Genomic DNA, 21938 nt, shown 5'->3' with positions numbered 1-21938 from the left:
CGACGATCTGGGCGGAGCAGGGCGGGCAGGTCGCTCGATCGGATCAGCAGATCGTACGACTGGTGGTGTGTGGATGCCGTGAGGGCGGGTTCAGGACTCGAACGGCCGCGCAGGCCACGGCGCCTCGGCCGGTCGCAGCGCCTCCACACCGTCCCCGCTCCTCGCCGCCACCAGCGAAAGCGCCCCCACCACCAGGCAGTTGTTGTGCAACTCCCCGGCGAGAACCCCCCGCACCAGCTCATCCAGGGGCACCCGGGCCACCTCCATGTCGGACTCCTCGTCCTCCACCTCGAACCGCTGCCCCTCGGCCTCGGAGAGGTCCCGCGCGAGGAAGATCCGCACGGCCTCGTCGCAGCCGCCGGGCGTGGTGTAGACGTCGGTCAGCACCCGCCAGTCCTCGGCCTTGACGTGCGCCTCCTCGTACAGCTCGCGCTGGGCGGCGTGCAGCGGGTTCTCGCCTGGCACGTCCAGGAGCCCCGCCGGGATCTCCCACAGCTTCTCCCGCACGGGGTGGCGGTACTGCCGGATGACCAGCACCCGGTCCTGGTCGTCGACGGCGAGGACGGCGACGGACCCGGGGTGGACCTGGTAGTCACGGCGGGCGACCGACCCGTCGGGCATGACCACGTCGTCGGTGCGCACGGAGGTCTTGTTACCGACGAACGGCGTCTCGCTCGCCCGGACCTCCCACTCCTCGACGGTGTCCTTGATCGTCATGTCGACTCGTCCTCCCACATGTGCAACAAAGAAACCGGGGCGCGCCTCCCGAAGGACGCGCACCCCGGTCACCGTACAGCTCTCGTGCCGCACGGATTACTTGGCGGTCTTGCGCTCCACCGCGGCCCTGACCAGGCCCGCGAAGAGCGGGTGCGGCCGGGTGGGACGCGAACGCAGCTCGGGGTGCGCCTGGGTCGCGACCAGGTACGGGTGGACCTCGCGCGGGTACTCCACGTACTCGACGAGCTTCCCGTCGGGCGAGGTTCCGGTGAACTGCAGACCGGCCTTCTTCTCCAGTTCCGCGCGGTAGGCGTTGTTCACCTCGTAGCGGTGGCGGTGGCGCTCCTCGACGTACTCCTTGCCGTCGTACACCTCGCGCACGATCGAGCCCTCGGCGAGCTTGGCCGGGTACATGCCCAGCCGCATCGTGCCGCCCATGTCGCCCTCACCGGCGACGATGTCGAGCTGCTCGGCCATGGTGGAGATGACCGGGTGGGCGGTGGCGGAGTCGAACTCGGTGGAGTTGGCGTCCGGGATGTCGGCGAGGCTGCGCGCGGCCTCGATCACGATGCACTGCAGGCCGAGGCAGAGACCGAGCAGCGGGATCTTGTTCTCGCGGGCGTAGCGGATGGCACCGACCTTGCCGGAGACACCGCGGTCGCCGAATCCGCCGGGGATGCAGATCGCGTCCACGTCGGCGAGCTGCGCCGCCGCGCCGGCCGGGGTCTTGCAGTCGTCCGAGGTGACCCACTTGATCTTCACGCGGGCCTTGTTGGCGAAGCCGCCCGCGCGCAGTGCCTCGGTGACCGAGAGGTAGGCGTCGGGCAGGTCGATGTACTTGCCGACCAGCGCCAGGTTGATCTCGTGCAGCGGGTTGTGGACGCGGTCGAGCAGGTCGTCCCAGGTCGTCCAGTCCACGTCGCGGAACGGCAGGTCCAGCTTGCGGACGACATAGGCGTCCAGGCCCTCGCCGTGCACGGTCTTCGGGATGTCGTAGATCGAGCGGGCGTCGGGGCAGGCGACCACGGCGGCCTCGTCGACGTCGCACATCAGGGAGATCTTGCGCTTGATCGCGGCGGGCACCTCGCGGTCGCAGCGCAGCACGATCGCATCTGGCTGAATACCGATGTTGCGCAGCGCCGCAACCGAGTGCTGGGTCGGCTTCGTCTTCAGCTCTCCCGAGGGCCCGATGTACGGCAGGAGCGAGATGTGCACGACGAAGACGTTGTCGCGGCCGACCTCGTGACGGACCTGGCGGACGGTCTCCAGGAACGGCAGCGACTCGATGTCGCCGACGGTGCCGCCGACCTCGGTGATGACGACGTCCACCTCGTCGGAGGCCATGCGCCGGATGCGGTGCTTGATCTCGTTGGTGATGTGCGGGATGACCTGCACGGTGTCGCCCAGGTACTCGCCGCGCCGCTCCTTGGCGATGACGGTGTTGTACACCTGGCCGGTGGTGACGTTGGCCGAGCCGTCCAGGTCGCGGTCGAGGAAGCGCTCGTAGTGGCCGATGTCCAGGTCGGTCTCGGCGCCGTCGTTGGTGACGAACACCTCACCGTGCTGGAACGGGTTCATCGTGCCCGGGTCGACGTTCAGGTAGGGGTCGAGCTTCTGCATCACGACGCGCAGGCCACGGGCCTTGAGCAGCATGCCGAGGCTGGAGGCGGTCAGACCCTTGCCGAGCGAGGAGGCGACACCCCCGGTGACGAAGATGTGCTTGGTCGTCGTGTTTCGAAAAGCAGCGGGCGGCATGGCCAAGAGGGGGCTCCCGTGGTCGCGGTTCGGTGTGCGGGTCGGCCGCCGCCCGATCGGATCCGTCGGGGGTGCCTTCGCTGCGGTTCGGGGGTCCCTCTGGCGATCTTCGACGTGGGGCGCCCACCGGTCCACGGGCTACCAGGGTATCAGCGACAGGACACGATCGCTTCCGGCCACGCTCCGCGCACGGGCCGACACGGACCTCGTACGACAGTCGGCGAATCTCGGTCGGACATCACCCCTGGCTCACTCGTTCGGCCCACTTACGTTGCCTGGAGCGGCACGCGCAGCCCTCCGGTGCGTCGTATCCTCTTCGGACACTCACTGCCGAGCCCGTCCGGCGAAACGGCAACACCCCCGCCCGTCTCCGGTTTTCACGAGAGCTCGACAGTCCGTTGAGCAACGATCGCCTCATATGCGTTGAGGATCGTTGAGCGACATCGCATGACACCGTCCCTTGGATCACTCTGGAAATATGGATCCTTTGTCGATCCCATGGGTCCCTTGACCGCACACCGCACAGCGACCGCCCCTCGGGGGGCGACGTGGCCGTTCGACTGGAGTTGCACGTGGCCGGGCGCATCGAAGACTACGCACTCATCGGAGACATGCAGACCGCGGCACTGGTCTGCCGGGACGGCACGGTCGATTGGCTGTGCCTGCCCCGCTTCGACTCCCACGCCGTCTTCGCCGGACTGCTCGGCACCGAGGAACACGGTTTCTGGAGACTGGGCCCCGCGCACGCGTCGGACGCCCAGCCGCCGACGGCCTCCCGCCGCCGGTACCGCGGCGACTCGCTGATCCTGGAATCCGAGTGGGACACCCCCCGCGGCACGGTCCGTGTGACCGATTTCATGCCGCCGCGTGACGGCGCCCCGCAGCTGATCCGGATCGTGGAGGGAATCAGCGGCCGGGTGCCGATGCGCTCCGCGCTGCGGATGCGGTTCTCGTACGGCCGCGTCGTGCCCTGGGTGCACAAGCACGAGGGGCGCACGGTGGCCGTCGCCGGCCCGGACTCCGTGTGGTTCGACACGGAGTGCGAGACCTACGGCAAGGCGCTGACCACGTACGCCGACTTCACCGTGACACCGGGCGACCGCATCGCCTTCACGATCTCCTGGGAACCCTCGCACAAGCAGCCCCCGCCGCTGCCGGAGCCCGAGCCGTCGCTGCAGGCCACCGAGGAGTTCTGGCGCGACTGGGTGGAGCAGTGCACGTACCACGGCCCGTACCGCGAGGCCGTGATCCGCTCGCTGATCACTTTGAAGGCCCTGACGTACGCCCCGACCGGCGGTATCGTCGCCGCGCCGACCACCTCCCTCCCGGAGCACATCGGCGGCGTCCGCAACTGGGACTACCGCTACACGTGGCTGCGCGACGCGGCCATCACCCTCTCCTCGCTGCTGCGCACCGGCTACCGCGACGAGGCCCGCGCCTGGCGCGAGTGGCTGCTCCGCGCGGTCGCCGGTGACCCGGAGAACCTGCAGATCATGTACGGCATCGCCGGTGAGCGCGAGCTGGGCGAGGCCGAGCTGGAGTGGCTGCCCGGGTACGAGGACTCGGCGCCGGTCCGCGTCGGCAACGGCGCCGCGCACCAGCTCCAGCTGGACGTGTACGGCGAGGTCACCGAGGCCCTGCACCTGGCCCACATGACGGGCCTGGCCCGCAACGACTACGCCTCCCTCCTCCAGCTGAAGCTGATCCGCTACCTGGAGGACCACTGGGACGAGCCGGACGAGGGCATCTGGGAGGTGCGCGGCCCGCGTCGCCACTTCGTGCACTCCAAGGTCATGGCCTGGGTCGCCGTCGACCGCACGATCAAGCTCATCGAGTCCGGTGACGCGGACGGCCCGCTGGAGAAGTGGCGCGAGCTGCGCGACGACATCCACCGGGACGTGTGTGAGAAGGGTTACGACAAGGAGCGCAACACCTTCACGCAGTCGTACGGCTCGAAGGAGCTGGACGCCTCGCTGCTGCTGATCCCACAGATGGGCTTCCTGCCGCCGGACGACAAGCGGGTCATCGGCACCATCGAGGCGATCCAGCGCGAGCTGTCGACCCCGGACGGCTTCATCCTGCGCTACCCGACGCAGGGCGAGAAGGAGGGCGTCGACGGCCTGCCCGGCGACGAGGGCGCCTTCCTTGCCTGCTCGTTCTGGATGGCCGACGACCTGGCGATGATCGGCCGCGTGGACGAGGCCCGCAAGCTCTTCGAGAAGCTGCTCTCCCTCCGCAACGACCTGGGCCTCCTCGCCGAGGAGTGGGACCCGGTCCTCAAGCGCCAGGTCGGCAACTTCCCGCAGGCGTTCAGCCACGTGCCGCTCATCGACACGGCCCTGCGGCTGACCGCCTCGGGGGCGTACGGCGGCTGAGCGCGCCCCTGAATCCGCCGCGCACGGCGGCGGATCGGGGCGCGAGGCAGGCGCACACAACAAGCGCTTGCGCCCACCTGAACCAACGACTGTCCCGGTCGGCCCCGGCCGCAACTGCGGGCAATCGTGCCGCTGGGGCGGCACGGGTGGACGCGGCGGCACCTCGCAACCGCCGGGCTGCGGAACCTCTCCCGGCCGACCCCCGGCTCCGGGTGACCGCCCCACCGTCACTCGCCGAGCAGGCCCGATCCGCCGCCCCCGCCTAGCCTGGAAACAGCCCTGTCCCCTGTCCGGAAGGGGGCGGCTCACCATGGCTCCCCTCTCGAAGGCGCACGCGGCCCTGGCCGCGCTGCGCGAGGATCTGGCCGGCGATGTCCACGCCCCGGGGGACCCGGGCTACGACGACGCCCGCACGGTCTTCAACGCCATGATCGACCGGCGCCCGGCCGTGATCGCGCAGTGCGTGGACGAGACCGATGTCGTCCGTTCGGTGCGCTTCGCCCGCGATCTGGACCTGAAGATCGCGGTACGCGGCGGCGGCCACAGCGTGGCCGGAATGGCACTGAACGACAACGGCCTCGTCATCGATCTGCGCCGGATGCACGCGGTCACGGTCCATCCCGGGTCCATGAGCGTCCGGATCGAGGGCGGCGCCACCATGAGCCATCTCGACCGCGCCACCGAGCCCCACCACCTCGCGACCACCGGCGGCCGGGCGTCGACCACCGGAGTGGGCGGCTTCGTCCTGGGCGGCGGCAGTGGCTGGCTGGACCGCCTCTTCGGGCTCGCCGTCGACAACCTCCTCGGCGTGGAGCTGGTGACCGCCGACGGTCAGGCGGTCCGGGCGAGCGCCGAGGAGAACCCTGACCTGTTCTGGGCCCTGCACGGCGGCGGCGGGAACTTCGGCGTCGCCACCGCGCTCACCCTCCGGCTGCACGAACTGCCCGCCTTCGCCATCGCCCTGCTGCTGTACCTCCCCGAGCACGGCCCCGAGGCGGTGCGGGTGTACCGCGAGGTCATCGAGCACGGCCCCCGTGAGGCCGGCGGCGGCGTCATCTACCTCACCGCCCCGCCCGATGACTTCGTCCCCGGACACCTCGTGGGCCGACTGGCGTGCGGTGTCCTCCTGACGTACGCGGGCACCGAGGACGACATGCGCAAGATCGCCCAGCCGCTGCTGGCGATGCCGCACGAGGCAGAGATCGTCGGCGCGATGCCGTACGCGGACGTGCAGTGCATGATCGACGACCCGCCGGGCATGCGGAACTACTGGTCGGCGGAGTATCTGACCGGTCTGCCGGACGAGTTGGTGGACGTCTTCGGCGCCCGCGCCTGGACGATGCCCGTGCCGACGGGCACCCAGCACGTGCTCTTCCCCCTGGGCGGCGCGATCGCCGACGGTCCCGCCCACTATCCCGTGCCGTACCGGGACTCCCCCTGGGTCGTGCACCCCTTCGGCGTCTGGTCGGACCCGGCGGACGACGCGCGATGTGTCCAGTGGGTCCGGGACGTACGCGCCGATGCCCGGCCCTGGAGCACCGGCGCGGTCTACCTCAACTTCGTCGGCGACGAGGGCGCCGACCGGGTAGTGGCCGGCCACGGTGTGGACAGCTACCGGCGGCTGACGGCGGTGAAGACCCAGTACGACCCCGACAACGTCTTCCGCTTCAACCACAACATCCCGCCGGCATGACGACCGGGTACCGTCCGCTCCATGGACACCCGTGACGGCCGCGAACCAGGTGAGGGCCACGAGGCGCAGGGCGGCATCACCGTGCGGCGGGCGCTGGAGCTGCCCGGGCTGCGCGGCGGGCTCCCGGAGATCCTGGCGGGCGCCGACCGGCTGCACCGGACCGTGCGCTGGGTGCACGCGGGCGAGGTCCCGAACATCGCCTCGCTCCTCAAGGGCGGCGAGCTCCTGCTGACCACCGGGTACGGACTCGGCACCCGGCCCGCCGACCAGCGCGCGTTCGTCCGCACCCTCGCCGAGCGCGGCATCGCGGCCCTCGTCGTCGAGCTGGGCCCGCGTTTCACCCGCCTTCCTAACGCCCTGGTCGAGACGGCACGCTCGGCCGGTCTCCCTCTCGTCCAACTGCACCGCGAGGTGGCGTTCGTGACGGTCACCGAGGAGATCCACACCGAGATCGTCAACGGCCACTACGCGCTCCTCCAGCGGGCCGAGGAAGTCCACCGGCGGTGCACCGAGGCCCTGCTCGGCGGCGGAGGGGTCCCCCAGGTCCTCGGCATCCTGGCCGACTTCAGCGGCAACCCGGTCTTCCTGGAGACCGCCGACGGCCGGCTCCTGTACGCCGCCGGGACCGGCCCGGCGGACACCGATCCGCTCCAGGTGTGGGAGGGGCTGCGCGCACAGCATCAGGACCAGCCACCGGCCGGGACGGCCCTCGTCGACGTACCGGGCGGCGGCCCGGGAACCGGCTCGGTACGGGCCCGTCTGGTCCTCCTCCCCGTCGTCGCCCCCTTGGCCCCCGTGCACCGGATGGCCGCCGAGCGCGCGGCCGGCGTCCTGGCCGTCGTCCTGATGCAGGCCCGGCAGGAGGAGGAGCTGGCCGCGCGCGGTCGCGGCGACTTCCTCACCGACCTCGCCGAGGGCCGCGTGCAGGCCTCGGACGCCCCCGCCCAGGCCCGCGTCCTGGGGTTCAAACCGGGCGGTGGCCCCCTGCTCCCCGTGGTGATGCGGCTCGCCGACGGCCTCTCACCGGGCGGAGGCTGGGCGGTCCTGGCCCGCGCGGTGGCCGAGGAGCTGGCCTCCGTCGGCGTCCCCGCCCTGCTCGGCGTCCGCCCCGTCGAGGGCCGTGTCCCCCTGCTGCTGGGCCTGCGCGCCGAGTCGGAGCGCCCGGCGGTGGCGGACAAGGTCGCGGCGGCGCTGCGGGCGGGCGTGGAGCGCGCCGGGATGCGGTCACCCGGCGGACCGCCGCCCGTAGTGGTCGTCGGGGCGCCCGGCGGCTGGGCGGCGGCCTCGGCCGGCCTGAGGCACGCGGCGGAGACGGCGACGGCCGCCCAGGGCCTGGCGGACCGCCCCTGGTACGACGCCCGGAGCCTGGACATCGACCTGCTGCTGTGGCGGCTGCGCGACCACCCCGACCTGGCCGCCTTCGTGGACCGGGCGATCGGCCCCCTCCGCGACCACGACGACCGTGCCAAACCCCCGCTGCTGCCCACCCTGGAGACCTACCTGGCCCACGCGGGCCGCAAGGCGGAGACCGCCCGTGAGCTGCACCTCAACCGGCAGACGCTCTACAACCGCCTCGCCCGCATCGGCGAGTTGCTCGGCACCGACCTGGACGACCCCCGGGCGGTACTGGCCCTGAGCCTGGCGCTGCGGGCCCGCAGACACGTCGGCTGAGGCCGAGCAGGCCTGTCAGGTGAGCGGCCTCCACCGCGTCAACTCGTCGTAGACACTGAGCACCTGGGCCACCGTCTCGTCCTCGGTCGGCCAGGTGGCGGCCTGCCGGGTACCCCTGTCCTTCAGCGCCTCGCACAGGCCGGGGTCGCCGAGCAGGCGCACGACCGCCGCGGCGAACGCCTCGGCATCGCCGTGCGGGACGAGTTCGGCGCCGTCGCCGACCAGGTCAGGCACCGATCCGACGGCGGCCGCGACGAGCGGCACGCGCGCGTGCAGGGCCTCGTGGGCGAGGACGGAGCGGGCCTCCGGGCCGCCGGGCAGCAGCGCGAGGTCGGCGGCGCCGATCAGCTCGGAGATGTCGTCGCGCCGCCCGACGAGCCGTACCGGCAGCTCCTCGTCCTCGATGCGCCGCTGCAGAACGCTCCGCAGCGGCCCCTCGCCCGCGATGACGAGCAGCGGCGCCGGGTCGAGGGCGCGCCATTCCCGGGCGGCGTCGAGCAGGGTGTCGTACCCCCGGTGGCGGTCGAGCGCGCCGACGGCCATGAGCAACGGGCGGTCCGTGGCGCCGAGTTCGGCCCGGACCTTTGAGGGGGGCCGGTCCGGGTCGTCGGTCCGGCGCGGCACCGGCAGGGCCACGGCGGCGAGCCGGGCGTCGCGCGCGCCCCGGCTGCGGGCCCGGTCGACGAGCTCGGAGGAGGTGCCGAGAACCACGGCGGCGGCCTTGGCGACCCGCCGCTCCAGCAGCCTCAGCAGATGCGCCCGCGCCCCCTCCGCGTAGGAGCGCGTGTGCCAGGTGACGACGAGCGGGGTGGTGCGCCGGCCGAGCGCGAGGGTGGCCCGGAAGCCGGCGTGCAACCCGTGCGCGTGCACCAGGTCGGCGTCCGCGCAGGCGCCGCGCAGACTGGCCACCGAGGCGGGATCGCTGCTGCGGGGCACATGGACGTGCTGGGCGCCGACGCCGGTGAAGTCGTACACACCGTCGGTCTCGCCGGGGGCGCACACGGTGACCCGTACGCCTCGGGCGACGAGACCCGAGGCGAGCGACCGCACATGGGCACCGCTCACCGCGCTGCCGCCGCCGAGCACTTGCACGGTTCGCAGCGGCGACTGGCCGTGCGGTGAGTGGCTGCTCACGTGGCTCACGTGGCCGGGGCTCCTGTTTCGGGGTGGACGGTCACGAAGAAACGTACAGAAGGATCCCGCGGTGGGGGTGGACCGTACGAAGCGCCTTCGCGCGGTCCACGCAGCACGTCCTGCTACGTCGTTCCTGTCCAAGGATGCCAGGCCGCAAGGGTGTTCCGGGACACCCGGACGGGGCGGGTGCCGGAGTGCCGGGCAACCCCGGACCCAGGGTCACCCACACGAGTGAACTCCCGCACGAGGTTGCCCCTCGGCACGACTCCCGCCCCACTCCATTCCCGCCGCGTTCACCGCCCCGTTCACTCACGGCCGACGAACGGGGCGGCCTCGTCCCTGTCCTACGCGTCCGCGCGGGCCGTCGCCAACAGCTCCTCCGCGTGCGCCCGCGCCGTCTCCGAGTCCTCCTGCCCGGCGAGCATCCGCGACAGCTCGCGCACACGGTCCTCGCCCTCCAGGACCTTCACACCGGACCGGGTCACGGACCCGTCGTTGGTCTTCTCCACCAGCAACTGCCGGTCGGCGAAGGCCGCCACCTGCGGCAGGTGCGTGACGACCACGACCTGGGCCGACTTCGCGAGCCGGGCGAGGCGCCGGCCGATCTCGACCGCGGCCTTGCCGCCGACACCCGCGTCGACCTCGTCGAAGAGGTACGTCGGCACGGGGTCCGTCCCCGCGAACACCACCTCGACGGCCAGCATCACCCGCGACAGCTCACCGCCGGACGCGCCCTTGGCGATGGGCCGGGGCGGCGCCCCCGGGTGCGGGGCGAGCAGCAGTTCGACCTCGTCGACACCGGACGGCCCGTACGCGACCGTACGCCCGCCCACCTCGACGCCCTCGGGATCGTCCGTCTGCCGGATCTCGAACGACACGCGCGCGTGCGGCATGGCGAGCGAGGCCAGCTCGGCGGTCACGGCCGCGGCGAACCGCTCGGCGGCCTCCGCCCGGGCGTCCGTCAGGGCCTGGGCCAGCCCGCCCAGTTCGGCCCGCAGCGCGTCCCGCTCGGCGGTCAGCTCATCGATCCGCTCGTCGTCGCCGTCGAGTTCGGTGAGCCGCTGGGCGCCCTGCTCGGCCCAGGACAGCACGGAGGCGATGTCCACGCCGTACTTCCGCGTCAGCGCGTTCAGCGCGGCCCGCCGCTCCTCCACGGCCGCCAGCCGCAGCGGATCGGCGTCCAGGTCGTCGGCGTACCCCGCGAGCTCTCCGGCCACATCGCCCAGGAGGATGCCGACCTCCCCGATCCGGTCGGCGAGCGCCGCAAGCGCCGGGTCGTGCGACCGTACGGCCTCCAGCGCCCGGTGGGCCCCCGCGACGAGCGTCGAGGCGTCGACTCCCTCGGGGTCCTCGGGATTGCCCGCGAGCGCGGCGTGCGCGGCCGTCGCCGCCGACGCCAGCGCCTCCGCGTGCCCGAGCCGCTCGGCCTCCTCGGCCAGCTCCACGTCCTCGCCGGCCCGCGGCTCGACACCCGCGATCTCGTCGAGCCCGTACCGCAGCATGTCGGCTTCCTGGGCCCGCTCACGCGCGCGTGTGACGATCTCGTCCAGCTCGACGGAGACGGCCCGCAGCCGCCGGTAGGCCTCGCCGTACTTGGTGAGCGGCACGGCCACCGCGTCCCCCGCGTACCGGTCGAGCGCCGCCCGCTGCCGGGACAGCTTCAGCAGCCCCTGCTGGTCGGTCTGCCCGTGCACGGCCACCAGTTCGTCGGCCAGCTCGGCGAGCACACCCACCGGGACGCTGCGCCCGCCCAGGTGCGCCCGCGACCGTCCCTCGGCCGAGACGGTACGGCTGATCAGCAGCGCCCCGTCGTCGAGTTCGGCCCCGGCCTCCTCGGCCCGGACGACCGCCGACGCGCCCTCGGGCACGGCGATCCGGCCCTCCACGACGGCGTTCTTCGCGCCGATCCGCACGAGCGCCGGGTCCGCCCGCCCGCCTAGCAGCAGGCCCAGGCTGGTGACCACCATGGTCTTGCCCGCACCGGTCTCACCCGTCACGGCGGTGAAGCCGGGCGACAACTCGACGACAGCGTCGTCGATGACTCCGAGCGACCGTATCCGCATCTCCTCCAACACGGACACGACCTTACGAGGTCGGGGAGCCGGACCGCGACGCCCCCCGGCACCTATGTCACTCCCGGGGGGTACAGCGCGCCCCTTCAGGGGCGCGGGGAACGGCGCGAGCAACCACAACGAAGCCGCAGCCGCTGACGAGTCCCCACCATCCCCCACATCGCGCTAGTGCCGAGCCCCCCGCCATCCGGAAACGGGCAAAGCGAACTTGGCCACCAGCCGGTCGGTGAACGACGCATGGTGCAGCCGCGCCAGCCGCACCGGCACGGCCCCCCGCCGCACCTCGACCCGCGCCCCCGGCGGCAACTCGACGGTCCGCCGCCCGTCACACCAGAGAACCCCCGGCGGAATGTGCGGCAGAACCTCCACCGCCAGCACCGAGTTCGGCGACGTCACCAACGGCTTGGCGAACAGCGCGTGCGCACTGATCGGCACCATCAGCAGCGCCTCGACCTCGGGCCACACCACGGGCCCACCCGCGGAGAACGCGTACGCCGTGGACCCGGTGGGCGTGGACAGCACGATCCCGTCGCACCCGAACCCGGTGACGGGCCGCCCGTCGATCTCCAGCACCACTTCCAGCAGCTTCTCGGCGCCCGCCTTCTGCACGGCCGCCTCGTTCAGCGCCCAGTCCGTGTGGACGATGTCCCCGTTCTGATGAACGACGACATCGACGGTCATCCGCTCCTCGACCTCGTACGACTTGGTCACGACCCGGTCGACGACCTTGTCGAGGTCGTCCCGCTCGGCCTCCGCGAGGAACCCGACGCTGCCGAGGTTGACGCCGAGCATCGGCACCCCGGACGCGCGGGCGAACTCGGCACCGCGCAGCAGCGTGCCGTCACCGCCGAGGACGATGAGCAGCTCGCACCCGTCGAGGCACTGCGGGGTGGCCTCCTTGACGAGTTCCACCTCCTCCGGCAGCGGGATGTCCTCGGCCTCGTGCGCCAGAACGCGCACACCGAGGCCATGGTGAAGCAGCCCCTTGACGACGAGCTCGGCGCTGCGGATCGCCGCCGGCCGCCCGGTGTGGGTGAGCAGGAAAACAGTTCGAACTCGGTCCTGAGTCAACGCGGCCCCTCCGCAACTGCTCGGTCGACGTCGGCCGGGTCCAGCGCGGGTGCCCCGGCACGCAGCCACAGAAAGTACTCGACATTGCCCGAGGGCCCGGGCAGCGGACTGGCCGTCACACCCTTCACCCCGAGGCCCAGCTCCCCGGCCCGCCGGGCCACCCCGCGCACCGCTTCGGCGCGCAGTTCCGGACTCCTCACGACTCCCCCACTGCCCAGCCGCTCCTTCCCCACCTCGAACTGCGGCTTGACCATCATCACCAGATCGGCGTCCGGCTTCACGCACCGCACCAGTGCGGGCAGTACCAGGCCGAGCGGGATGAAGGACAGATCCCCCACGACAAGATCCACAGGCTCCCCATCGATCGCTTCGAGCGTCAACTCGCGTACGTTCGTACGGTCCTTGACGGTGACGCGTTCATCGCTCTGCAGAGTCCACGCGAGTTGTCCGTATCCGACGTCCACGGCGACCACGTGCGCGGCTCCGGCCCGCAGCAGTACGTCGGTGAACCCGCCGGTGGAGGCCCCCGCGTCCAGCGCTCTCCGGCCCTCGACGGCCAGTCCCCGCGGGACGAAGACCTCCAGGGCGCCCGCGAGCTTGTGGCCGCCTCTGGAGACGTACTCGGGGTCGCCGTCGTCGGTCGCCACCACGATCGCGGCCGCGGTCTCCACCTGCGTGGCGGACTTGGTCGCGACGGTCTTGCCGACGGTGACCCGCCCGGCGGCGATCAGCTGGCTCGCGTGCTCACGCGACCGCGCGAGCTTCCGCCGGACCAGTTCGGCGTCCAGACGGCGGCGTGCGACTCCTGCCACGGTGGGTTCAGCTCCTGCTCTCGTTCATACGAGGGGGCGCCGGAGGTCCCGGGCGGGCGTCGAGCGCGGTGAGCGCGTCGCGCAGCCCCCGGTGTACATCCTCGTACACCTCCATGTGCCCGTCGGTGGTGAGGTGGTCGGCGTCGGCCAGCCGGTCGAGGGCGGCGTCGACATCGGGGTGGCCGGTGGCGCTGCGGGGCACGTTCAGCGGGGCCGGAGCGGCGGGGTCGTACTCCGCTTCGACGACCGCCACCGGCATCCCGGCCCCCGCATCCGGAACCACTGCTTCCGCCCCGGCCTCGACCTCGGGCAAAGAGTCGCTCATGCCCAGACGCTACCTCGAAGCCCTGGGGTACCGTCGATCGCGATGGCAACGATTGAGGAGTGCCGCGCCGCACTCGAAAAGCTCTCGGACAACATGGCAGGCGCCCAAGGAGACGTGCGTGAGGCGACGGCACTCGACCGCTCGGTGAGCTGCCACATCAAGGACCTCGACGCCACCTTCGTGGGCCGTATGCGCGACGGCCGGATCGAGGTGCACGACACCCTTGAGGGGCCGCCCCGCGAGAAGGCCCAGATCAGACTCGCCATGACGGGCGACGACCTGGTGGCCCTCGTCCACGGCGAACTGAACTTCGCCAAGGCGTGGGCGTCGGGCCGGGTGAAGCTGGAGGCGAGCTTCCGGGACCTGCTCCAGCTCAGGAAGCTTCTGTAGCGACCGTTTCCTTTTCTCGCGTCCTGCGAGCCGCAGGCACGATCAGGGGTGTCCCCGTCTCCGGGTCGTCGATGACCTGGCAGCGCAGTCCGAAGACCTCCTCGACCAGCTCTGCGGTGACGATCTCGGAGGGCGCGCCCTCGGCGATCACCGAGCCGCCGCGCAGGGCGATGAGGTGGGTGGCGTACCGGGCGGCGTGGTTGAGGTCGTGCAGCACCGCCACCAGCGTGCGGCCCTGCCCCTCGTGAAGCTCGGCGCACAGGTCGAGGACGTCGATCTGGTGCTGGATGTCCAGGTAGGTGGTCGGCTCGTCGAGCAGCAGCAGCGGGGTCTGCTGGGCGAGCGCCATGGCGATCCACACGCGCTGGCGCTGACCGCCGGACAGCTCGTCGACGTAACGGTCGGCCAGCTCGGCGACCCCGGTCGACTCCATCGACTCCCGGACGATCCGCTCGTCCTCGGCCGACCACTGCCGCAGCAGCCCCTGGTGCGGGTACCGGCCGCGCCCCACGAGGTCGCCGACCGTGATCCCGTCGGGCGCGATCGACGACTGCGGCAGCAGGCCCAGCGTCCGGGCGACCTTCTTCGCGGGCATCGACTGGATGACCTGCCCGTCGAGCAGCACCCGCCCCTGGGCCGGCTTCAGCATCCGCGAAAGGGCGCGCAGCAGCGTGGACTTGCCACAGGCGTTGGGGCCGACGATCACCGTGAACGAGTTGTCGGGGATCTCCACCGACAGCTGCTCGGCGATGACCCGCTGGTCATAGGCGAGGGTGACGTTCTCGGCGGACAGGCGGTTCACAGTGCTCCTCTTGTTGTTCTCGTTCGCCGACGTGCTCATATCCGCCCGGCCTTCCTCTCGGTGACCAGCAGCCACAGCAGGTACACACCGCCGAGTACGCCGGTGACGACGCCGACGGGCAGCTGGTCGGCTCCGAACGCCCGCTGCGAGGCCCAGTCGGCGACGATCAGCAGGGTCGCGCCCATGCACATGGCCGGCACCAGGTTGGGGCCCGGGGAGCGGGTCAGCCGCTTGGCGAGCTGGGGCGCGGTGAGGGCGACGAAGCTGACCGGCCCGGCGGCCGCGGTGGCCCCGGCGGTGAGCAGCACGGCCGACACCATCAGCAGCAGCCGTACGCGCTCGACGCGGACCCCGAGGGCGTACGACACGTCATCGCCCATCTCCATCATCCGCAGGCCGCGCGCGTTGCCGAGCACCAGCGGTACGAGGAGCGCGCACATGATCAGCAGCGGCCAGACCTGGGCCCAGTCGCGGCCGTTGAGGGAGCCGGTCATCCAGACGACCGCGCGAGCCGCGTCGACGAGGTCGGCCTTGGTGATCAGATAGCCGTTGACCGCCGTGACGATCGCGGAGACACCGATACCGACCAGCACGAGCCGGTAGCCGTGCACGCCCCGCTTCCACGCCAGCACATAGATCGCGAAGCCGGTGACCAGACCGCCGACCAGCGCCCCGAGGGCGACCTGGTTCGCGCTCCCGGAGAACAGCACGATCATGACCAGAGCCCCGGCGGTGGCGCCCTGCGACAGGCCCAGTACGTCCGGACTGCCCAGCGGATTGCGGGAGATGGACTGGAACAGCGCCCCGCCGAGCCCGAGAGAGGCCCCGACGAGGAGCCCGACCAGGACCCGCGGCAGCCGCAGCTCGTTGACGATGAACTCCTGGCCGGCGTCGCCGTTGCCGAACACCGTCCTGAGGACGTCGCCGGCCGGGATCGGGAAGTCGCCCGTCCCGATCAGTACGACACTCGCGGTCAGCGCCGCCACCAGCAGCAGCGCGACGACGGTGAACGCCCGTACGTCCAGCCGGACCGACAGCCCGCCGGGGGTGCGGACCGCCCGGTTGCGTACGGCGGGCTTGCCCGTCACCTGTGTCTTCCTCATGACCCGCGTCCTCACAGCTGCGCCGTCCTCCGCCGTCGTACGAGAAAGATGAAGACCGGCCCGCCGAGGATCGCGGTGACGATGCCGACCTGAAGCTCCGCGGGCCGCGCCACCATCCGGCCGATGACATCGGCGCCGAGCAGCAGCACCGGCGACAGGACGGTCGCGTACGGCAGGATCCAGCGCAGGTCGGGCCCGGTGAAGGAGCGCACGACGTGCGGGACCATCAGCCCGACGAAGACGATCGGCCCGCAGGCGGCGGTCGCGGCACCGCACAGCACGGTGGCGGCGGCCATGGAGAGCGCCCGGGTGCGGTTGAGGTTGGCGCCGAGCGCGCGGGCGGTGTCGTCGCCCATGGCCACCGCGTTCAGCGGCCGGGCGAGCAACAGCGCGACGAGGGTGCCCACGACGAGGAACGGCAGCACCTGCGCGATGGTCTCGTCGTTGGCCGAGGCCAGCGAACCCACCGTCCAGAAGCGCATCTTGGAGAGCGCCGCGTCATCCATGATCATCACGGCCTGCAGATAGCCGTAGAGCGCGGCGCTGATCGCCGTACCCGCGAGCGCGAGCCGCACGGGGGTCGCGCCCCGGCTTCCGCCGAGGAACCACACCAGCGCCCCGACCACGGCCGCCCCGGCGAAGGCGAACCACACGTACCCGGTCAGCGAGGTGACACCGAAGTAGGTGATGGCCGTGACCACGGACGCGGACGCGCCCGCGTTGATGCCGAGCAGTCCGGGGTCGGCCAGCGGGTTCCGGGTGAGCGCCTGGAGCACGGCGCCGGCCAGCCCGAGCGCGGCTCCCGCGAGCAGCCCGAGGAGGGTGCGCGAGATCCGCTCCCCGACGACGACGTCGCCGTACGTTCCCGTGTCCTTGAACAGGCCGTGCCAGACCTGCTCCAGTGACAGCTCTTTCGCACCGATCGCGATACTCGCCAGGGCCACCAGGGCGAGGATCACGAGGGCCACGAGGAGCCCGACGGCTCGTACCGTCCGGCGGTTCGGGGGCGCGGGGGCGGTCTCCGCGCTCGTTTCAGGAGGACTGTCGACCAACACCCGGTTAGGTTAGCCTATCCTCTCCTTTTGGCTCGAACCCGTCCACCCACACCACCAGGCGTACGGGACGTGCGGTAGAAAAGCCCGCTCATCCAGGCCACTGGCACCACACCGCCCCGACAGCTCACCAGCCCCGGGGAGTCACAACCCCAGCCGTGCCAGCGCCTTCCCCCCATCCAGGTCGCACGAACCCTCCCCGGCCGCCGTCCATGCCGCCGCGCACAGCGCCCGCAGCCCGTCCAGCGCCTCGCCGTCGCCGTCCAGTTCCAGCCGCTCCCCGCCGGCGGTCGCCGTCCAGCCGCCGCAACGGAAGCCCGCGCCCGCCGCGACGACCTCCGGCTGCCCGGTGAGCATGCCCCGCAGATCGGCGTCGACATACGTCGGCCGGTGCTGCGGCGGCGCGGCCAGCAGCTGTGCGCCGTCGGTCACGCCGGTCAGCACTAGCAGCGAGTCGACCTCGCCGTTGAACGCCCCCTCGATGTCCGTGTCCAACCGGTCCCCGACCACCAATGGCCGCTCGGCACCCGTCCGCAGGATCGTCTCCCGGTGCATCGGCGGCAGCGGCTTGCCCGCCACCTGCGGTTCGGCCCCGGTCGCGATCCGCACGACCTGCACCGCCGCTCCGTTACCGGGCGCGATCCCGCGCGCGCTCGGAATCGTCAGATCGGTGTTGGACGCGAACCACGGCACCCCACGCGCGATGGCGTAGCTGGCCTCCGCGAACCGCCCCCAGGGCAGATCGGGACCGCCATACCCCTGCACCACCGCCACCGGATCGTCGTCCGCCGACTCGACGGGCTCCAGCCCCCGCTCGCGCAGCGCCACCCGCAGCCCCTCACCGCCGATGACCAGCACCCGAGCACCGGCGGGCATCCGCTCGCTGATCAGCCGGGCCACGGCCTGCGCCGAGGTGATGACGTCACCGGCCTCGGTCGGTATCCCGAGGTCCGTGAGATGCGCGGCCACCGTGTCGGGCGTCCGCAGCGCGTTGTTCGTGACGTACGCCAGGCGCATACCCCCCGCGCGCGCCGTACCCAGGGACTCCACGGCATACGCGATCGCGCTGCCGCCCGCGTACACCACCCCGTCCAGATCGAGCAGCGCCGTGTCGTACGCCTCGCTCAGGGCCTGCCCGCTGCCGTCGGGCCGTGTCCTGACTGCCTGGCTCATATGTACACCGCTCCTCGCTCGGTCGGTCAACAATCGGTTCGGATCGCTTTCTCCGATCATCCCGCACGGCACTGACACCCATACGATGCATCAATGAACTACGCAGGTCCCGCGGAGGAGATCCCGGCGCGCAGCGGCCTCGAACTGACCCCGTTCAGGGGCCTTCGCTACGACCCCGACCGGGTCGGCAGCCTGGCCGCCGTGACATCACCGCCATACGACGTGGTCGTCCGGCCGGACGGTCTGCTCCACCTCGAATCCGCCGATCCCCACAACATCGTCCGCCTGATACTCCCCCAGGCCGGAACGCCCGCCGCCCGCGACGCACAAGCAGCCGACACCCTGCGCCGTTGGCTCGCCGACGGCGTCCTGGCCCCCGACGCCGAGCCCGGCCTCTACGTCTACGAGCAGGCGGACGGCACCATCCTGCAGCGCGGCCTCATCGGCGCCCTGCGCCTCTCGGAGCCCTCCGACGGCGTGGTCCTCCCCCACGAGGACGTCATCCCCCACGTCATCGCGGACCGCGCGGCCCTGATGCGCGCCACCTCCACCAACATGGAGCCCCTGCTCCTGACCTACCGGGGCAACGGCGCCACGGCCGGGGCGACAGCCGTGGTCGAACGCACCACGAAACGCGCCCCGCTCCTCGCCACGACCACGGAGGACGGCTTCAGCCACCGCCTGTGGGCGGTCACCGCCCCCGCCGACCTCGCCGAGATCCAGTCGGACCTCGCACACCACCAGGCCCTGATAGCCGACGGCCACCACCGCTGGGCGACATACCTCCGGCTACGCGCGGAGCACTCCTCCCCCAGCCCCTGGGACTACGGCCTGGTCCTCCTGGTGGACACCGCCCGCTACCCCCTGCGCGTCCGCGCGATCCACCGCCTCCTCCACCAACTCCCGCTCCCCGCCGCACTGACCGCCCTGGACGGCCTCTTCCGCGTACGCCGTCTCGACGTCGCGCTCCCCGAGGCCCTGGAAACCCTCGCGGACGCGGCCGCCGCCGGCAACGCCTTCCTCCTCGCGGGCGACGACTCGTTCCACCTCGTCGACCGCCCGGACCCGGGCCTCCTCGCCCGTACGATCCCGGCCGACCGCCCGGCCGCCTGGCGCACCCTCGACGCGACGGTCCTGCACGCCACCCTCCTCGACCACGTCTGGCACATCCCCGAGGACTCTCCGGCGCACGTCGCCTACATCCACGACACGGCCGCCACCGTCGAGAAGGCCCGACGCGACGGCGGCACGGCCGTCCTCATGCACCCCGTCCGCGAGGAGGTCGTACGCGACCTCGCCCGCCAGGGCGTCACGATGCCCCGCAAGTCGACGTCGTTCGGCCCGAAGCCGGCGTCGGGGCTGGTACTGCGCGCGCTGGACCTCTGAGGAACGCGAAAGGGTGGGATCCCGGGGTCGGGATCCCACCCTTCACCAACACTGCCGGACGTCAGTCCTTGTCGCCGTCCTCGGCGTCCTCGCCGTTCTCAGCGACCTCCCCGTTCTCAGCGACCTCGCCGTTCTCAGCGACCTCGACGACCTCGGCTTCCACGCCGTCGGTGTCATGCTCAACGCCGACTTCGCTGTCCTTGCCGTCCTCACCCTCGTCCTCGCCCGCATCCTCGACGAGGGCGTCGACGAACTCGACACCGTCCATCTCCGCGAGCCGGTCCGACGCGTCCGTGCTGCCGTCCTTGTCGGCCTCGATGGCCTTGGCGAACCACTCCCGCGCCTCGCCCTCCCGCCCGGCCGCGAGCAGCGCGTCGGCGTAGGCGTACCGCAGGCGCGCGGTCCACGGCTGTACGGAGCTGGAGGCCAGCTCCGGGCTCTGCAGCGTCACGATGGCCGCGTCGAGCTGGTCCATGTCACGCCGCGCGCCGGCCGCCACGAGCCGCATCTCGACCTGACCGGCCTTGTCCAGCTTGTGCACCTCGGGCGCCCCGGCCATGTCCAGCGCCTTCTCGGGCCGCCCGAGACCACGCTCGCAGTCGGCCATCACGGGCCACAGGTCCACGCTGCCGGTCATCCGCCGAGCCGCCCGGAACTCCGCCAGCGCCTCGCTGTACTTCTGGTTCGCGTACGCGGCGAAACCGGCCGCCTCACGCACGGCCGCCACACGCGACGCCAGCCGCAGCGCCACCCGGGAGTAGCCGTACGCGCCCTCGGGGTCCTCGTCGATGAGCCGGGCGACCATCACCAGGTTCTTGGCGACATCGTCGGCGAGCGTCTTGGGCAGGCTCTGCAGCTCCTGCCGTACGTCCTTGTCGATCTCCTCGCCGGTGACGTCCTCCGGGATCGGCAGCCGCTTGATGGGCTCGCGGTCACGGTCCCGCTCGTCACGGAAACGTCCACCACCGCGCCGGTCGTCGCCGCCCCGCCGGTCGTCCCGGCCACGGAACCCACCGGGCCGTCCGCCACGGTCATCACGACGGGGCCCACGGCCACGGTCGTCCCGGCCGCGATCGTCGCGCCCGCGGAACCCACCGCGCTCACCGCCACGGCTGTCGTCACGGCGGAAACCGCCACGCTCACCGCCACGGCTGTCGTCACGGCGGAAACCGCCACGCTCACCGCCACGGGTGTCGTCACGGCGGAAGCCACCGCGGTCGTCGTCACGACGGAACGAGGGGCGGTCGCCCTCACGACGGTCACCACGGTCGTCCCGACGGTCATCCCGTCGGTCGTCGCGACGGAAGGCCGGCCGGTCCCCGTCCCGGCGCTCGTCACGCCGGAACTGCGGACGCCCACCTCGGTCATCGCCGCGCCGGTCATCGCGTCGGTCGTCACGGCCGCGATCGTCACGGCCACGGAATCCGCCGCCACCGCGCTGGTCACCACGGTTGTCGTCACGGCGGAAGCCACCGCGGTCGTCGTCACGACGGAACGGGGGGCGGTCGCCCTCACGACGGTCACCACGGTCGTCGCGCCGGAAGCCGCGGTCACGATCCCGGTCACGATCCCGATCGCGGTCCCGGTCACGGTCGTCCCGGCGGAACCCGCCACGGTCCCCGCTGTCGCGCCGGTCATCCCGACGATCGTCCCGGCGATCATCCCTACGGTCGTCGCGGCGGAACGCGGGACGGTCATCGCGACGGGCGAAGCCGCCACGGTCGTCGCCACGACGCTCGTCGCGTCGGTCGTCGCGCCGGAAGGCCGGCCGGTCCGCGTCCCGGCGGAAGCCGCGGTCGCGGTCGTCACGACGCGGTCCGCTGGGACGGTCGTCACGACGGAACGCGGGACGAGGCCCACGGTCGCCCTCACGCCGGTCGTCACGGCCACGGAACCCGCCGCCACCGCGCTGGTCACCACGGCTGTCGTCACGGCGGAAGCCACCGCGGTCATCGTTGCGGCGGAAACCGCGGTCGTCACCTCGACGGTCGTCGGTGCGGCGGTCGTCGTCGCGGCGGAACGCAGGACGGTCGTCACGCCGGCCGTGTCCGCCGCGGTCGCTGTCGCGCCGGTCGTTGTCCCGACGCGGTCCACCGCGGTAGCCGCCACGGTCACCACTGTCCCGTCGCCGCTGGTCGCGCTCCGGTCGATCGTCGGGAGAGTTGGTGGACATGGTGACTCCTGTCTTCGGTACCGCAAGTCATTCTCGCGCAGCCGGGTACCCGGCGCGCTCCGGGATGTGCTTGTCTCGAAACAACAAAAAAAGGACCCCCAGTCCCAGCTGAACGCTGGTGACCAGGGGTCCTTCAAAGATTGTTCGGCGGTGTCCTACTCTCCCACAGGGTCCCCCCTGCAGTACCATCGGCGCTGTAAGGCTTAGCTTCCGGGTTCGGAATGTAACCGGGCG

General features: G+C 71.9%; 18 protein-coding genes and 1 rRNA gene. 5 read left to right on the top strand and 14 right to left on the bottom strand.

The genetic code is table 11. The features are described from left to right. Positions 1 to 90: 90 nt before the first annotated feature. Positions 91 to 717: an NUDIX domain-containing protein gene (locus ACWD26_RS22825; RefSeq protein ID WP_451272813.1), complete on the bottom strand. Its 627-nt coding sequence runs from the start codon at positions 715 to 717 to the stop codon at positions 91 to 93. A gap of 96 nt (positions 718 to 813) precedes the next feature. Then, the gene (locus tag ACWD26_RS22820) at positions 814 to 2472 is read right to left on the bottom strand and encodes a CTP synthase (RefSeq protein WP_451273178.1); all 1659 of its coding nucleotides are present in this window, start codon (positions 2470 to 2472) and stop codon (positions 814 to 816) included. A 572-nt stretch (positions 2473 to 3044) separates the two neighbouring features. On the opposite strand from ACWD26_RS22820, the gene ACWD26_RS22815 reads away from it, so the two are divergent. The 3 genes from ACWD26_RS22815 to ACWD26_RS22805 all read left to right on the top strand — a co-directional run bounded on the left by ACWD26_RS22815 (position 3045) and on the right by ACWD26_RS22805 (position 8211). Then, a complete protein-coding gene (locus ACWD26_RS22815) occupies positions 3045 to 4847 on the top strand; it encodes a glycoside hydrolase family 15 protein (protein WP_451273176.1) in 1803 nt (600 codons plus the stop codon). Positions 4848 to 5157: 310 nt separating this feature from the next. Further along, entirely contained in the window at positions 5158 to 6540 is a 1383-nt protein-coding gene (locus tag ACWD26_RS22810) for an FAD-binding protein (protein ID WP_451272811.1), read from the top strand. 21 nt (positions 6541 to 6561) lie between these two features. After that, entirely contained in the window at positions 6562 to 8211 is a 1650-nt protein-coding gene (locus tag ACWD26_RS22805; RefSeq protein WP_451272809.1) for a PucR family transcriptional regulator, read from the top strand. A gap of 15 nt (positions 8212 to 8226) precedes the next feature. On the opposite strand, the gene ACWD26_RS22800 is transcribed toward ACWD26_RS22805, so the two are convergent. The 5 genes from ACWD26_RS22800 to ACWD26_RS22780 form a co-directional block, all read right to left on the bottom strand. After that, entirely contained in the window at positions 8227 to 9354 is a 1128-nt protein-coding gene (locus tag ACWD26_RS22800) for a glycosyltransferase family 4 protein (protein ID WP_451272807.1), read from the bottom strand. 335 nt (positions 9355 to 9689) lie between these two features. Then, positions 9690 to 11408 carry a DNA repair protein RecN gene (recN, locus tag ACWD26_RS22795; RefSeq protein WP_451273174.1) on the bottom strand — a complete coding sequence of 573 codons (1719 nt, stop codon included), beginning with the start codon at positions 11406 to 11408 and terminating at the stop codon, positions 9690 to 9692. 174 nt (positions 11409 to 11582) lie between these two features. Next, positions 11583 to 12488 carry an NAD kinase gene (locus ACWD26_RS22790; RefSeq protein ID WP_451272805.1) on the bottom strand — a complete coding sequence of 302 codons (906 nt, stop codon included), beginning with the start codon at positions 12486 to 12488 and terminating at the stop codon, positions 11583 to 11585. Next, positions 12485 to 13300: a TlyA family RNA methyltransferase gene (locus tag ACWD26_RS22785; protein WP_451272803.1), complete on the bottom strand. Its 816-nt coding sequence runs from the start codon at positions 13298 to 13300 to the stop codon at positions 12485 to 12487. The genes ACWD26_RS22790 and ACWD26_RS22785 overlap by 4 nt, the downstream gene beginning before the upstream one ends. 7 nt (positions 13301 to 13307) lie before the next feature. Beyond that, the gene (locus ACWD26_RS22780) at positions 13308 to 13625 is read right to left on the bottom strand and encodes a hypothetical protein (protein ID WP_451272801.1); all 318 of its coding nucleotides are present in this window, start codon (positions 13623 to 13625) and stop codon (positions 13308 to 13310) included. A 42-nt stretch (positions 13626 to 13667) separates the two neighbouring features. Between ACWD26_RS22780 and ACWD26_RS22775 the strand changes: the two genes are divergently transcribed. Further along, positions 13668 to 14015 (top strand): SCP2 sterol-binding domain-containing protein, encoded by a 348-nt coding sequence (locus ACWD26_RS22775; RefSeq protein ID WP_451272799.1) that lies wholly within the window; start codon positions 13668 to 13670, stop codon positions 14013 to 14015. Here the strand turns inward: ACWD26_RS22775 and ACWD26_RS22770 are convergent. From ACWD26_RS22770 to ACWD26_RS22755, 4 genes are all read right to left on the bottom strand, one after another. Beyond that, positions 13999 to 14856, bottom strand: coding sequence for an ABC transporter ATP-binding protein (locus ACWD26_RS22770; protein ID WP_451272797.1), 858 nt, complete (start codon positions 14854 to 14856; stop codon positions 13999 to 14001). The two genes, ACWD26_RS22775 and ACWD26_RS22770, sit on opposite strands and share 17 nt — an antisense overlap. Continuing rightward, positions 14853 to 15920, bottom strand: a complete 1068-nt coding sequence (locus ACWD26_RS22765) for a FecCD family ABC transporter permease (protein WP_451272796.1) — start codon at positions 15918 to 15920, stop codon at positions 14853 to 14855. The genes ACWD26_RS22770 and ACWD26_RS22765 overlap by 4 nt, the downstream gene beginning before the upstream one ends. Positions 15921 to 15931: 11 nt before the next feature. Continuing rightward, positions 15932 to 16975, bottom strand: a complete 1044-nt coding sequence (locus tag ACWD26_RS22760) for a FecCD family ABC transporter permease (RefSeq protein ID WP_451272795.1) — start codon at positions 16973 to 16975, stop codon at positions 15932 to 15934. A 141-nt stretch (positions 16976 to 17116) separates the two neighbouring features. After that, a complete protein-coding gene (locus ACWD26_RS22755) occupies positions 17117 to 18145 on the bottom strand; it encodes an HAD hydrolase-like protein (protein ID WP_451272794.1) in 1029 nt (342 codons plus the stop codon). A gap of 93 nt (positions 18146 to 18238) precedes the next feature. Between ACWD26_RS22755 and ACWD26_RS22750 the strand changes: the two genes are divergently transcribed. Beyond that, positions 18239 to 19531 (top strand): DUF1015 family protein, encoded by a 1293-nt coding sequence (locus tag ACWD26_RS22750; RefSeq protein ID WP_451272792.1) that lies wholly within the window; start codon positions 18239 to 18241, stop codon positions 19529 to 19531. 61 nt (positions 19532 to 19592) lie between these two features. Here ACWD26_RS22750 and ACWD26_RS22745 read toward each other — a convergent pair whose 3' ends face one another. The 3 genes from ACWD26_RS22745 to rrf form a co-directional block, all read right to left on the bottom strand. Then, positions 19593 to 20453, bottom strand: a complete 861-nt coding sequence (locus ACWD26_RS22745) for a hypothetical protein (RefSeq protein WP_451273172.1) — start codon at positions 20451 to 20453, stop codon at positions 19593 to 19595. Next, the gene (locus ACWD26_RS22740) at positions 20336 to 21841 is read right to left on the bottom strand and encodes a hypothetical protein (RefSeq protein ID WP_451273191.1); all 1506 of its coding nucleotides are present in this window, start codon (positions 21839 to 21841) and stop codon (positions 20336 to 20338) included. Before ACWD26_RS22740 ends, ACWD26_RS22745 begins: the two co-directional genes overlap by 118 nt. A gap of 5 nt (positions 21842 to 21846) precedes the next feature. Further along, positions 21847 to 21938: ribosomal RNA gene (rrf, locus tag ACWD26_RS22735) — 5S ribosomal RNA — on the bottom strand; the annotation flags it as partial.

This window comes from Streptomyces sp. NPDC002787, assembly GCF_053592095.1.
The sequence above is the reverse complement of the archived record's forward strand: the minus strand, read 5'-3'. Positions and strand labels throughout refer to the sequence as shown.